Here is a 13776-nt window from a genome sequence, read left to right on the forward strand (position 1 = left end):
TTCTCCCGGTCGGCGCAGGGTTGACGGGAGTCGGACGTTGATGCACATTGAAGCAGCTTTGATCTTCCTTGTGCACCAACGTCCTTGCCGGGAGCGCGATGGAGTTCGCCGTACTTGGGCCGCTTCACGTCTCGGGTGACCAAGGGCCGCTGCCGCTCGGCGTCGGCAAGCAGCGCACCCTGCTGGCCGAGCTCCTGTGCCGGGCCGGCCGCCCGGTCTCCCCCGCCACGCTCGTCGAGGCCCTGTGGGAGCAGCGCCCGCCGCGCACCGCCGCCGACAACCTCCGCCTGTACGTGCACCAGCTCCGCCGCACGCTCGGCCAGGACCGCATCACCCGCACCGACGCCGGTTTCGTCCTTGCCGTACACCCCGGCGAGCTGGACGCCGAACGCTTCGAGACCCTGGCCGGCCGGGGCGGCGACGCGCTGTCCGGCGGCGACCACGAACAGGCCGCCGCGCTGCTGCGGCAGGCGCTGGAGTTGTGGCGCGGGCCCGCCTACGCGGGGCTGAACCTCACCGCCGGGCTCCGCGACCACGCCCGCCGCCTGGAGGAGGAGCACCTGGCGGCCCTGGAGCACCGGATCGAGGCGGACCTGGCCCGCGGCCTGCACGCCGTGCTCATCGCGGAGCTGACCGAGCTGGTCGCCGAGCACCCGCTGCGCGAACGCCCGCGCCGCCAGCTCATGCTCGCCCTGGCCAGGTCAGGACGGCAGGCCGAGGCGCTGGCCAGCTACCGCGAGGCCCGCCGGGTGTTCGCCGCCGAGCTGGGCCTCGACCCCGGCGCCGAGCTCAACCGCCTGCACCAGGCCATCCTCACCGGCACCCTCGACCCGGCCCCCGGCGGCGCCGCCGGGCCCGCGGCGCGCTCCCCCGCCCAGCTCCCGACCGACATCGCCGACTTCACCGGACGCGGCGAGCAACTCGCCCAGCTCACCTCCCTGCTCGGCGACGAACCGCCGCAGGGCCCCGGCCAGGTGCGGGTGTGCGTGATCGCGGGCATGGGCGGCGTCGGCAAGACCACGCTGGCCGTGCACGCCGCGCACCGCATCGCCCGCCACTACCCCGACGGCCAGCTCCACACGAACCTGCACGGCGCCGAGGCCAGCCCCGCCGACCCCGGCCAGGTGCTGGCCGCCTTCCTCACCGCGCTCGGCGTGCCGCGCTCCACGCTGCCCGAGAGCGTGGACGAGCGGGCCGCGCTGTTCCGCAGCAGCCTGGCCGAGCGGCGCATGCTGATCGTGCTCGACAACGCCGCCTCCGAGCAGCAGGTGCGCCCGCTGCTGCCCGGCACGTCCGGCTGCGCCGTCATCATCACCAGCAGGGCCAGGCTGAGCGGCCTGTCCGGCGCGGCCCTGATCGAGCTGTCGGTGCTGCACCTGCGGCAGGGCGTGCGCCTGCTGGCCAGGATCGCCGGCTCGGGGCGGGTGGAGGCCGAGCCGGAGGCGGCGGCGGAGATCGTCCGGCTCTCCGACGGGATCCCGCTGGCCGTGCGGGTGGCCGGGGCCCGGCTGGTGGCCCGGCCGCACTGGCCGCTGACCCGGCTGGCCGGGCAGCTCAAGGACGAGCGGCGGCGGCTCGACCAGTTCGCGACCGGCGACCTGGCGGTCCGGGCGAGCCTGGCGCTCAGCTACGTGGGGCTGGAACCGGCCGCGCGGCGGGCCTTCCGGCTGCTCGGCACGCTGGAGGTGCCCGACTTCGCCGGATGGGTGGCGGGCGCGCTGCTGGACCTGCCCGTACCGGTGGGCGAGGAGCTGGTGGAGTCGCTGGTGGACACCCAGCTCGTGCTGATCAGCGGCGTCGATCCGGCCGGGCAGCCGCGCTATCGCTTCCACGACCTGGTCCGCCTGTACGCCCGCGAGCGCGCCGAGCTGGAGGACCGGCCCGAGGCGGTCGCGGCGGCGCTCGGCCGGGCCTTCGGCGGCTGGCTCGCGCTGGCCGAGCAGGCGACCGAACGCGTCCAGGGCAGCTCCTCGGCCATCATCCACGGCTCGGCCCCGCGCTGGAACTCGCCCGACGGCACGCCGTGGGAGATCCGGCAGGACCCGATGGCCTGGTTCGACACCGAGCGCACCGCGCTGGTCGCGGCCATCCGGCAGGCGTGCGCGCTCGGCCTGGCCGAGGTCGCCTGGGACACCGCCTGCTGCGCCGAGCGCTACTTCGACGTCAGCGGCCTGTTCGACGACTGGCGGGCGCTGCACGAGCGGGTGCTGGCCGCCTGCCTGGCCGCCGGCGACCGGCTGGGCGAGGCGGTGATCAGGCGCGGCCTCATGCACGCCACCACCTGGACCGAGAGCGGCGGCGCCATGGCCGCCCAGTACGACGGCGCCGAACGCCTGATCGCCATGTTCACCGAGCTGGACGAGCGGCGCGGCCTGTCCGACGCGTACGTGCTGCGCGCCTGGGGCGAGGCGGCCAGGGGCGACATGGCGCAGGGCCTGCGCTCGGGCCGCATCGCGCTGGAGCTGGCCGAACGCAGCGGCCACCAGGGCGGCGAGGCCAGGGCGCACGTGTGCATGGCCGTCGCCTACGGCACCAGGGACATCAGGATGGCCATCGTCCACCTGCTGCGCGGCCTCGACCTGGCCGCCAAGCTCGGCAACCCCCGCTTCGAGGCCACGACCCTGCAGTTCCTCGGCCTCGCCCACGCCCACGCCAAGGAGTTCGAGGCCGGGTTGGAGTACATGGTGCGGGCGCTGGCCATCTACCGGCAGATCCGCGACCCGCTGCTGGAGGCCATGGGCCTGGTCGCGCTGGCCAAGCTGTACGCCGGCCACCACGACCCGCGGGCCAGGGCGATCGCCGAGGCGGCCGAGCTGCTGAGCCGCTCCCACCGGCTGGCCCACCACCAGGCCGACGCGCTGTGGGTGCTGGGCGGGGTGGACCTGGCCGAGGGCCGGGTGGAGGAGGCCGTCGCGCACCTGGAGGAGTCGGTGCGGCTGTGGCGCGCGCGGGGCTGGCAGGAGTTCCTGGCGGGGGCGCTGGACAGCCTGGCCGAGGCGTACACGGCGGCGGGCGACCCGGCGGCGGCGGCCGCGGCCCGGCTGGAGGCTCAGTCGCTTGCCGGTTCTCCTCAGGCGGGTTGAGTATCCGAACGCTCGTGTCCCCGTCCGCGCCGCGGGCATGCTGGCCGTCAGAACCCGATGTGAGGAGTGAGATGCCGCGTTCCGCCCTGCTGTGGGCCGTGATCCTGATCGCCGGAGGCGTCGCCGCCGTGGCCGTGTGCGTGCTCACCGCGCCCGCGGTCGCGCCCGGCGCGCCGAAGGACGTCCTGGACTCCCCGGCGCTTCTTCCGGCCTTCGCCGCGCTGGCGGTCCTGGCCGGGCTGGCCGCGTGGGCCGTCCCGCATCCGTTGTGGGGGGCCGTGGCCGCCGCGCCGTTCTTCGTGCACTTCGCCGCCGGGGTGGTGGGCGAGCTGCGCGGGGGCGGGCAGGGATTGTGGCCGATCGGGCTGATGTTCCTGGCCGGCCTGACGCTGCTGCCGCTGGCCGCCTCGCTCGTCGCGTCGCTGATCGCCAGATCCCGCTGATCGCCGGATCCCGCGGAGCCCACGGCGACCGTACTGCGTACGGTACGATCGCCTACCCGCTCCCCATTTGATGTGACAAGAAGGGATTCCGTGGCCACCAGCGCCAAGTCCGACGCCGTACGCACCCGATCCGCCGATCACACCGCCGCCGACAGCCACGACGTCATCCAGGTACGCGGCGCCCGCGAGAACAACCTCACCGGCGTCGACCTCGACCTGCCCAAGCGCCGCCTCACCGTGTTCACCGGCGTGTCCGGCTCCGGGAAGTCCTCGCTCGTCTTCGACACGATCGCCGCGGAGTCCCGGCGGCTGATCGACGAGACGTACACCACGTTCGTCCAGAACTTCATGCCGAGCCTGGCCCGTCCCGACGTGGACTCGCTGCGGAACCTCAGCGCGGCGATCATCGTGGACCAGGAGCGGATGGGCGCCAACGCCCGCTCGACCGTGGGCACGGCCACCGACACCTACACGATGCTCCGGATCCTGTTCAGCCGGCTGGGCTCCCCGCAGGTCGGGCCGCCGTTCGCGTTCAGCTTCAACCGCGCCGAGGGCATGTGCCCCGAGTGCGAGGGGCTCGGCAAGGTCGCCGGCGTCGACGTCGACGAGCTGGTGGACCGGGACAAGTCGCTGAACGAGGGCGCCATCAAGGTCCCCGGGTACGCGGTGGACACCTGGTACTGGCAGATCATGGTCGGCTCGGGCCTGTACGACCCCGACACCAAGCTGCGCGACTTCACCCCCGAGCAGTGGGCGGACCTGCTCGACAAGCCGGCCACGAAGATCAAGTACGGCACCAGCAACTTCACCTACGAAGGGCTCGTCACCAAGGTCAAGCGCCAGTACCTGGCCAAGGACCGCGAGTCGATGCAGCCGCAGGCGCGCGCCTTCGCCGACCGGGCGCTCAAGCTGACCGGCTGCACCGCCTGCGGCGGCTCCCGCCTGAACGAGGCCGCCCGCTCCTCCCGCATCGACGGCCGCAACATCGCCGACTGCTCGGCCATGCAGATCAACGACCTGGCCGAGTTCGTCAAGGGCATCGGCGACCCGAGCGTCGGCCCGGTGCTCCACGGGCTGCGCGACACGCTGGACTCGCTGGTCGAGATCGGCCTCGGCTACCTCAGCCTCGACCGCGAGTCCGGCACGCTGTCGGGCGGCGAGGCCCAGCGGGTCAAGATGGTGCGGCACCTCACCTCCAGCCTGACCGACGTCACCTACGTCTTCGACGAGCCGACGGCCGGGCTGCACCCGCACGACATCCAGCGGATGAACAACCTGCTGCTCCAGCTCCGCGACAAGGGCAACACCGTGCTCGTGGTCGAGCACAAGCCCGAGGTGATCGAGATCGCCGACCACATCGTGGACCTCGGTCCCGGCGCGGGCACCGGCGGCGGCCGCATCTGCTACGCCGGCGACCTCGACGGGCTGCCCGGCTCGGGCACCCTGACCGGCCGCTACCTCGGACACCGGGCCGCGCTGCGCGCCGCCGTCCGCCCGGCCAAGGGGCATCTGGAGGTGCGCGGCGCCACGCTGCACAACCTGCGCGGCGTCGACGTGGACATCCCGCTCGGGGTGCTCACCGTCGTCACGGGCGTGGCCGGCTCGGGCAAGAGCTCCCTCATCCACGGGTACGTGTCCGGCCGCGAGGGCGTGGTGGTCGCCGACCAGTCGCCGATCCGCGGGTCGCGGCGCAGCAACCCGGCCACGTACACGGGCGTGCTCGACCCCATCCGCACGGCGTTCGCCAAGGCCAACGGGGTCAAGCCGGCCCTGTTCAGCGCGAACTCCGAGGGCGCCTGCCCGGCCTGCAAGGGCATCGGCCTGATCTACACCGAGCTGGCGATGATGGCCGACGTGGCCTCGGTGTGCGAGGCGTGCGAGGGGCGGCGGTTCACGCCGGAGGTGCTGACGTACCGGCTGCGCGGCAAGAACATCAGCGAGGTGCTGGAGATGCCGGTGGCCGAGGCGCGTGAGTTCTTCCCGAGCGGCCAGGCCAGGACGATCCTCGACCGCCTCGACTCGGTCGGCCTGGGCTACCTCGGGCTCGGCCAGCCGCTCACCACGCTGTCGGGCGGCGAGCGCCAGCGGCTCAAGCTGGCCATCCACATGGCCAAGAACGGCACCACGTACGTGCTGGACGAGCCCACCACCGGCCTGCACCTGGCCGACGTGGACCAGCTCCTGGCCCTGCTGGACCGGCTGGTGGACGACGGCAACACGGTCATCGTCATCGAGCACCACCAGGCGGTGATGGCCCACGCCGACTGGATCATCGACCTGGGTCCCGGCGCCGGCCACGACGGCGGCCAGGTGGTGTTCACCGGCACCCCGGCCGAGCTCGTCGCGGAGGGCGACTCGCTCACCGCCGTGCACCTGCGCGACTACGTGGGACAGGCGTAATCCGACGCCCCCTGGGTCACCGGGCTCAGGGGGCCCGTCCGGCGGGCTTCAGACGGCCAGGCGGGCGAGGATGCGGGCGAACTCCGGCGGCGGCGCCACCACCAGCCTCGTCTGCCCCTGCTGCAACACGATGTCGGCCTTGATCAGCGTCAGCCGCCCCTGGTGCCACCAGTAGACCTGCGCGCTCAGCCCGCCCGTGCGGGCCGCGTGCACCCGCAGCCGCTCGATGGCCCGTACCACCCCGATGCCGTCCACCGGGCGCACCAGCACCGTGTACGGGTCCGGCAGCACCACCAGCACCCCGTCGGCGGGCACCGTGAGGTGGTCGCCGAGCCAGCGCAGGTGCGTGGCGGCCGACGGGTGGCTGCCGGTCAGCCGGGTCACCGGCGTGCCGCCCAGCTCGATGCGCTCGACCTGCAGCCGCTCGGCCCGCCGGACGTTCGCCACGGCCAGGTCGAGCGCCTGGGCCGTCGGGACGGGCCAGCAGCCGGCCTCCTCGGGCCGCACCAGGCGGGAGCCGACGGTCAGCAGCTCCACCAGGTCGGCGTTGAGGTGCCGCCCCACCACCCGGGTCAGGTCGGGGACCTCGTCCACCGCCTCGACCCGGGTGCGCAGCAGGGGCGCGGCCTGGTCGAGGTCGCAGGCGTCGTAACGCTCGTCGGCGGTGGCCAGGGCGTGCGCGAGGTGCTCGGAGACCAGCACCGGCCAGTCCTCCCTGGCCCGGCGCCCGGCCTCGCGGCGCAGCCCGGTCAGCTTCACCACCAGCTCCGCGACGCCGTCGCCGCGCAGGGTCAGCGATGCGCCGTCGCGGGCGAACTCGCACACGAACCCCAGGGACTCCGCGACGAGGCCGAGCAGTGAGTCGAGGTCGACGTCCTCGATCGGCCGGCGGGAGGGCTCCCGGTCACGCCTGAAGAAGCTCACACACCGTCCCCTCTGTCGGATTCGTCCCTTTAGGTGTCTTCCTACCTTGCCTGCTCGCCGTCGCGGAACGGACCAGCCAGGGAGCACGATTCGGTATCAATAGCCCCAAGCTCCCCCAGCCACACGCTCATCTGTGGTGACCCGTGCCCCACCGGCAGCCCGGCCACCACCGGCACCCCGAGCGGCACGAGCCGGTCCGCCAGCACCGGGTACGGATCGCCGCAGTCCACCCACGACCCGAGCGCGATGCCCCGCACGCCGTCGAACGCCCCGGCCTGCAGCAGCTGCGTCAACATCCGGTCGATCCGGTACGGCTCCTCCCCGATGTCCTCCAGCAGCACCAGCTTGCCGTCGAACGAGGGCTGGTACCGGGTGCCGCACATCGAGGCCAGCAGCGACAGGTTGCCCCCGGTGAGCACGCCCTCGGCCCGTCCGGGCACCAGCACCCGGTCGCCCCGCACGGTCGCGCTCTCCCCGGCCAGCGCCGCCCGCAGACTCTCCCACGAACGCGGCTCGGGGCCCTGCTCGGCGGCGATCGTGTCGCAGGCCGTCATCGGCCCGTGCAGCGTGGGCACGCCCAGCTCGATCGCGAAGGCGTTGTGCAGCGCCGTGATGTCGCTCGACCCGACCAGCACCTTGGGCCCGGCCGCGCGCATGGCGTCCCAGTCGAGCAGGTCGAGCAGCCTGGCCGCGCCGTAGCCGCCGCGGCCGCAGAACACCACCGACACGGCCGGGTCGCACCAGGCGGCCTGCAGGTCGGCGGCGCGGGCGGCGTCCTGGCCGGCCAGGTAGTCGAGGTCCTGGCGGTCGAGCGCGTGCGTCCCGGCCACCACCTTCAGTCCGAGGGCCTCCAGCCGCTCGACGCCCCGACCGAACAGGACGGGTGAGGGCGGCCCCGACGGCATGACGATCGCGACGGTGTCACCTTGCTGCATCGGTCAACTCCTGCACGCCTGGGAGCGCCGGGGCCCGGGTAAGCACCGAAACGCTGATTGGCTCGTTCACCTGCCAAACGGTGTCACACTTGTGGTCCAGTATGCGACTTCCGCCCCACATCCTCGTGGTCAACGGCATCAAGGTCCGCAGGCCCGTCTTCCTGCTCGGCGCCCCGCACTCCGGCGCGGACCTGCTGGCCCGCGCCCTGAAACGGTCCCCGGGCTTCCACGTCACGACGGGCCGCGCGAGCGTGACGCACGTGGTGTACGCCTTCGCCCGCAAACCGTCCATCGGCCGCACGTCGGGCGCGGTCCGCGTGCTGCGCGACGCGCTGGCGGAGTCCTGGCAGGTCTCCCCGCGGTCGTGCGGGCAGTGCGCCGAGCCGTGCCGGGAGGCGGGCGGCGTGACCGGCAGCGGGCCGTGCGTGGAGCCGGGCGAGGTGACGCGGTTCGGCGACGGCAGCCCCGACCTGCTCTACAGCGCGCCCGTGCTGCTCCAGGCGTTCCCCGACGCCCGGTTCGTCCAGCTCATCAGGGACGGCAGGGACGCCGTCGCCGGCATGCTCGCCGACCCGGCGTGCCTGGCCTGGTTCAAGCCCGCGATGCTCTCCGACAGCACCGAGTTCCCCAACGCCTTCCTCGGCGTCAACAAGGACGAGCACCTCGACCGGTGGAAGGGCATGCCCGCGGCGGGCAAGGCGGCGCTGCGCTGGCGCAGCGCCGTGCGGCTGAGCGCCGAGCTGCGCCGGGAGCTGCCCGAGCGGCAGCTCCTCACCGTCCGCTACGAGGACCTGGCGCACAAGCCCGCCGACACCCTCGCCGCGCTCACCGAGTTCCTGGAGACGCGCGTGTCCAGGATCGCGCTGTACGGCTCGCGCGTCCCCGAGGTCGGCGCCTGGCGGGCCCGGCTGCGACCGGCCGACCTGGAGCTGGTGGAGAAGGTCGCCCGGCAGGAGCTCACCCGGCTGGGCTATCTCCCGAGCTGAACTGGGTGCGGTAGAGCTCGGCGTAGTGGCCGCCGCGCGCCAGCAGCTCCTCGTGCCGGCCGCGCTCGGCCACGCGCCCGTCGTGCACGACGAGGATCTCGTCGGCCTCCCTGATCGTGGACAGCCGGTGGGCGATGACCAGCGACGTACGGCCGTGCAGGGCCGTCTTGAGCGCGAGCTGCACGGCCGCCTCGGACTCGGAGTCGAGGTGCGCGGTCGCCTCGTCGAGCACGACCACGCGCGGCGCCTTCAGCAGCAGCCTGGCCAGCGCGAGCCGCTGCTTCTCGCCGCCGGACAGCCGGTAGCCGCGGTCGCCGACGACGGTGTCGAGCCCGTCGGGCAGCCCCTCGACGAGGTCGCCGATCTGCGCGGCCCGCAGCGCGTCGCGGATCTCCTCCTCGCTCGCGCCGGGCCTGGCGTAGCGGAGGTTGGCCCCGATCGTGTCGTGGAACAGGTGGGCGTCCTGCATGACGACGCCGACGGTGTCGCGCAGCGAGTCGAGCGTGGCCTCGCGCACGTCGAGCCCGTTGATCCGGACGGCTCCCGCGTTGACGTCGTAGAGCCGGGAGACCAGGGAGGTGATGGTGGTCTTGCCCGCGCCGGAGTGGCCGACCAGCGCGATCATCTCGCCCGGCCGGGCGGTGAAGGAGACGCCCTTCAGCACCTCCTGCGACGGGCCCCCGGAGTCCTGGCGGGCCACCGACTCCAGGGAGGCGAGCGAGACCTCCTCGGCCGCCGGGTAGCGGAAGCGCACGTCGTCGAACTCGATGGTGACCGGGCCCTCGGGCACCGGACGCGCGCCGGGCCGCTCGGCGACCATCGGCTTGAGGTCGAGGATCTCGAAGACGCGGTCGAAGCTGACCAGCGCCGTCATCACGTCGACGTGCACGTTGGACAGGGACGTCAGCGGGCCGTACAGGCGCATCAGCAGGGCGGTCAGGGCCACCAGCGTGCCCAGCTCGAAGGCGCCGCCGACGGCGAGCACGCCGCCGATGCCGTAGACCAGCGCGGTGGCCAGGGCGGCGACCAGGCCGAGCGCGACCCGGAAGACCGTGCCGTACATGCCGACGGTCACGCCGACGTCGCGGACGCGCCCGGCCCGTGCGGCGTAGGTGGCCGCGTCGTCCTCGGGCCGGCCGTAGAGCTTGGCGACCATCGCGCCGGCCACGTTGAAGCGCTCGGTGGTGACCGAGCTCATCTCGGCGTCGAGCTGCATCTGCTCGCGGGTCAGCGCGGACATGCGCCGGCCGACGTACTTGGCGGGCACGATGAAGATCGGCAGCAGCACCAGCGCGACCAGCGTGACCTGCCACGACAGCGCCAGCATCGCGCCCAGCACCAGGACCAGGCTGACCACGTTGGACACCACGGACGACAGCGTGCTGGTCAGCGCCCGCTGGGCGCCGATCACGTCGCTGTTGAGCCTGCTGACCAGCGCGCCGGTCTGCGCCCGCATGAAGAAGGCCACCGGCATGCGCTGCACGTGGTCGAAGACCTCGGTGCGCAGGTCGTAGATGAGCCCCTCGCCGATGCGCGCGGAGAACCAGCGCTGCGCCAGCGTCAGCGCGGCGTCGACGACCGCCAGCGCGGCGATGGCCACGGCCAGGCCGATCACCACATTGGTGCGGCCGGTCAGGATGCCGTCGTCGATGATCGCCTTCATCAGCAGCGGATTGGCGACCACGATCACCGCCCCGGCCACCACGAGCAGCAGGAACGCCGCGATCTTCCTGGTGTGCGGGCGGGCGTGCCGGCCGATGCGCCGGACCGTGCCCGGCGCGATGCGCTGTTTGGTCACCGAGCCGTCACGGCGCAGCGACGTCCAGACCTGAGGGCCGAAGCCCCCTCCCATCATCGCCATACGGGGGATCCCTCCTCCTCCCCCGGATTCAGCGTCGCGAGGGCCTCCGGCGATTCCGCGATCCGCTCACGGCGAACCGGAGCCCCGCCTCCGGCCGCCGTCCTAACGCGGTCCGAACAGGGCTTTGATGCGCTTGGCCTGCTCCCTGCCCTCGGCCGCACTCTGCTCCTCCAGGGTGCGCGCCCGCGCCCCCTGGAGGAGGCGCTTCGTCGCCACCGCCGCGTCCCGGTTCGTCGACAGCAGCTCCGCGATCTTGTTCTGTACGGTCTTGTCCAGGTCGCCCCCGGCGACCACCTGCTCCGCGAGGCCGATGCGCATGGCCTCCTCGGCGTACACGTTCCTGGCGGTCAGGCAGATGTCGATCGCCTTGGCCAGTCCGACCAGCTCGACCAGCGGTTTGGTCCCCGTCAGATCCGGGACCAGGCCCAGTGCGGGCTCTTTCATGCAGAAGGTGACGTCGTCGGCCACGATCCGCAGGTCACAGGCGAGCGCGAGCTGGAACCCCGCGCCGATCGCGTGCCCCTGCACGGCCGCGATGGAGACGATCTCCGGGCGGCGCAGCCACAGGAAACCGTCCTGTGCCTGACGTATGCGCTGCTCGAAGGTCTCGCCGTCGGTTGCGGCGGCCGAGCTGAACGAGCCCTGTCCGGGCACTCCCTCCGGTGTGAACATCCGCAGGTCGATTCCTGCCGAGAAGGACGGTCCCTCACCTTTCACGACGACGACGCGCACCTGTTCGGGAAGGCTCTCCCCGATGCGAGCCAACGCCGACCATGTCGCGAACGTCTGGGCGTTGCGCTTTTCCGGCCGGTCCAGCGTGATCGTCGCTATCTCACCGTCCACCTCATAGCGAAGCCCGATCTCCGCCAGCCTTTCGGCAGAGACGTCCTCCGCGTTCCCCCCGCGCTGTGGTGCCTGTGCTTCCGCCATCGCCTGCTCCCTGTGTCCGGTCGCGCACGGGGTGCGCCACCAAGGCTGACCGTCGCGCCCGAGCTTACAGAATATGATTCTGGCTCGGGCGCGACAGCGGCTGACAAGGGACGGGCGGCTGCGGTCGCACGTTCCGAGGCAGCCGTCAGCGCTTGGACTTGCCTCGAGTCGCCCCGCCGCGCCCGCGCAGAGTCACGCCGGACTCGCTAAGGATGCGGTGGATGAACCCGTAAGACCGACCGGTCGAAGCGGCCAGGGCGCGGATGCTCTCGCCCTGCGCGTAGCGCTTCTTGAGATCGCCGGCCAGTTTTTCCCGGTCGGCCCCGGTGACCCGGGTGCCCTTCTTCAGTGTCTCGGCCACGAGTACCTCCTGTAGTGCCGGACTTCCGCAGCGTTACTCCGCCATGATCAGTCATTTCAGCGGGATCGGCTACCTACTCCACGGGAAAAGATCCGTACCCACTCAAATTAAGATCAGGCAAGTGCCACAAGATCGGAAAATTCGTCGCTCCACGCGTCTTCAGTTCCGTCAGGCAGCAAGATCACCCTATCCGGTGACAAGGCGTCAACGGCACCCTCGTCATGGGTGACGAGGACGATTGCTCCTGAATACGACCTCAGAGCGTTGAGAACCTGCTCGCGGCTGACCGGATCGAGGTTGTTCGTGGGCTCGTCGAGCAGCAGGACGTTGGCGCTCGACAGCACCAGGATGGCCAGCGCGAGCCGGGTCTTCTCGCCGCCGGACAGGACACCGGCGGGCTTGTCGACGTCGTCGCCGGAGAACAGGAAGGAGCCGAGGACCTTGCGCAACTCGGTGTCGGTGAACTCGCCGCCCGCCGAGCGCATGTTCTCCAGGAGCGTGCGGCCGGGGTCGAGGGTCTCGTGCTCCTGGGCGTAGTAGCCGACCTTCAGGCCGTGGCCGGGCCGCAGCTCACCGGTGTCGGGAGACTCGATGCCGCCGAGTATGCGCAGCAGCGTGGTCTTGCCGGCGCCGTTGAGGCCGAGGATGACGACCCTGTGACCTCGGTCGATGGCCACGTTGACGTCGGTGAACACCTCCAGGGAGCCGTAGGACTTCGACAGGCCCTCGGCCGTGAGCGGCGTGCGGCCGCACGGCAGGGGCTCGGGGAAGCGCAGGCGGGCGACCTTGTCGCTCTGGCGCTCCTCCTCGGTGCCGGCCAGCAGCCGGTGGGCGCGGCGCATCATGTCCTGGGCCGCCTTGGCCTTGGTGGCCTTGGCGCGCATCTTGTCGGCCTGGGCCAGCAGCGCGCCCGCCTGCTTCTCGGCGTTGGCGCGCTCGCGCTTCCTGCGCTTCTCGTCGGTCTCGCGCTGGGCCAGGTAGGCCGTCCAGCCGACGTTGTAGTGGTCGATCACCGAACGGTTGGCGTCGAGGTGGAGGACCTTGTTGACCGTGGCTTCAAGAAGGCCGACGTCGTGACTGATGATCACCAAGCCACCTTGATGAGATCGCAAAAAATCACGAAGCCACCCGATTGAGTCCGCATCTAGGTGGTTTGTCGGCTCGTCGAGAAGGAGAGTTTCCGCTCCGCTGAAAAGAATTCGCGCCAATTCCACGCGGCGCCGCTGACCGCCGGAAAGCGTTTGCAACGTCTGGCCGAGGACCCGGTCGGGCAGACCGAGGCTGGAGGCGATGGAGGCGGCCTCGGACTCGGCCGCGTAGCCGCCGAGCACGTGCATCTGGTCTTCGAGCCTGCCGTACTGCTTGACGGCCTTCTCGCGGGTGCGCTCGTCGGCGGAGGACATGCCGACCTCGGCCTCGCGCAGCTTGCGCAGGACCTCGTCGAGGCCGCGCGCGGACAGGATGCGGTCGCGGGCCAGCACCTGAAGGTCACCCGTACGGGGGTCCTGGGGCAGGTAGCCGATGCTGCCGGAGGAGGTGACCGCGCCCGCGGCGGGCAGCGCCTCCCCCGCGAGCACCTTGGTGAGGGTGGTCTTGCCTGCGCCGTTGCGGCCGACCAGACCTATCTTGTCGCCGGGGTTGACCCGGAAGGAGGCGTTCTCGATGAGCAGGCGCGCGCCCGCGCGCAGCTCGATGTCATTGGCGATGATCATGTTGGCGGACACTCCCGAGCTAGGAAACGAGGATTGGGCGTGCGACCGCCGGTCAATCGGGAGTATGCATACAGATCAGTGTAGGGCCCCCGTGCCAGGCGCTACCTCTGCTTATAGGGGCTCCAGGTGCCCTCCGGTACG

Annotated in this window: 10 protein-coding genes; 4 read left to right on the top strand and 6 right to left on the bottom strand. The window is 72.0% G+C overall.

Annotated elements, in window-relative coordinates; all coding sequences use genetic code 11:
- Window positions 1–98: 98 nt before the first annotated feature.
- From ABZ459_RS41940 to ABZ459_RS41950, 3 genes are all read left to right on the top strand, one after another.
- On the top strand, window positions 99–3083 hold the full coding sequence (locus tag ABZ459_RS41940) for a BTAD domain-containing putative transcriptional regulator (RefSeq protein WP_357983249.1): 2985 nt from the start codon (window positions 99–101) through the stop codon (window positions 3081–3083).
- A gap of 71 nt (window positions 3084–3154) precedes the next feature.
- Window positions 3155–3526, top strand: a complete 372-nt coding sequence (locus tag ABZ459_RS41945) for a hypothetical protein (RefSeq protein ID WP_357983252.1) — start codon at window positions 3155–3157, stop codon at window positions 3524–3526.
- Window positions 3527–3616: 90 nt separating this feature from the next.
- The gene (locus tag ABZ459_RS41950) at window positions 3617–5926 is read left to right on the top strand and encodes an excinuclease ABC subunit UvrA (RefSeq protein ID WP_357983255.1); all 2310 of its coding nucleotides are present in this window, start codon (window positions 3617–3619) and stop codon (window positions 5924–5926) included.
- Between the two features lie 48 nt (window positions 5927–5974).
- Here the strand turns inward: ABZ459_RS41950 and ABZ459_RS41955 are convergent, their stop codons facing one another.
- Together ABZ459_RS41955 and ABZ459_RS41960 are read right to left on the bottom strand one after the other, a co-directional pair.
- Window positions 5975–6850 (bottom strand): hypothetical protein, encoded by an 876-nt coding sequence (locus tag ABZ459_RS41955; protein ID WP_357983258.1) that lies wholly within the window; start codon window positions 6848–6850, stop codon window positions 5975–5977.
- Window positions 6851–6891: 41 nt separating this feature from the next.
- A complete protein-coding gene (locus ABZ459_RS41960; protein WP_357983261.1) occupies window positions 6892–7785 on the bottom strand; it encodes an LD-carboxypeptidase in 894 nt (297 codons plus the stop codon).
- Window positions 7786–7886: 101 nt separating this feature from the next.
- On the opposite strand from ABZ459_RS41960, the gene ABZ459_RS41965 reads away from it, so the two are divergent.
- Window positions 7887–8771 carry a sulfotransferase gene (locus ABZ459_RS41965; protein ID WP_357983264.1) on the top strand — a complete coding sequence of 295 codons (885 nt, stop codon included), beginning with the start codon at window positions 7887–7889 and terminating at the stop codon, window positions 8769–8771.
- On the opposite strand, the gene ABZ459_RS41970 is transcribed toward ABZ459_RS41965, so the two are convergent.
- The 4 genes from ABZ459_RS41970 to ABZ459_RS41985 all read right to left on the bottom strand — a co-directional run bounded on the left by ABZ459_RS41970 (window position 8743) and on the right by ABZ459_RS41985 (window position 13635).
- Window positions 8743–10632, bottom strand: coding sequence for an ABC transporter ATP-binding protein (locus tag ABZ459_RS41970; protein WP_357983267.1), 1890 nt, complete (start codon window positions 10630–10632; stop codon window positions 8743–8745). The two genes, ABZ459_RS41965 and ABZ459_RS41970, sit on opposite strands and share 29 nt — an antisense overlap.
- A gap of 102 nt (window positions 10633–10734) precedes the next feature.
- Window positions 10735–11562, bottom strand: coding sequence for an enoyl-CoA hydratase/isomerase family protein (locus ABZ459_RS41975; RefSeq protein ID WP_352363543.1), 828 nt, complete (start codon window positions 11560–11562; stop codon window positions 10735–10737).
- A gap of 145 nt (window positions 11563–11707) precedes the next feature.
- Window positions 11708–11923, bottom strand: coding sequence for a helix-turn-helix domain-containing protein (locus ABZ459_RS41980; protein ID WP_125642298.1), 216 nt, complete (start codon window positions 11921–11923; stop codon window positions 11708–11710).
- 113 nt (window positions 11924–12036) lie between these two features.
- Window positions 12037–13635: an ABC-F family ATP-binding cassette domain-containing protein gene (locus ABZ459_RS41985; protein WP_357983270.1), complete on the bottom strand. Its 1599-nt coding sequence runs from the start codon at window positions 13633–13635 to the stop codon at window positions 12037–12039.
- Between the last annotated feature and the right edge of the window lie 141 nt (window positions 13636–13776).

The organism is Nonomuraea sp. NPDC005692, from assembly GCF_040631115.1.
Classification (GTDB): domain Bacteria; phylum Actinomycetota; class Actinomycetes; order Streptosporangiales; family Streptosporangiaceae; genus Nonomuraea.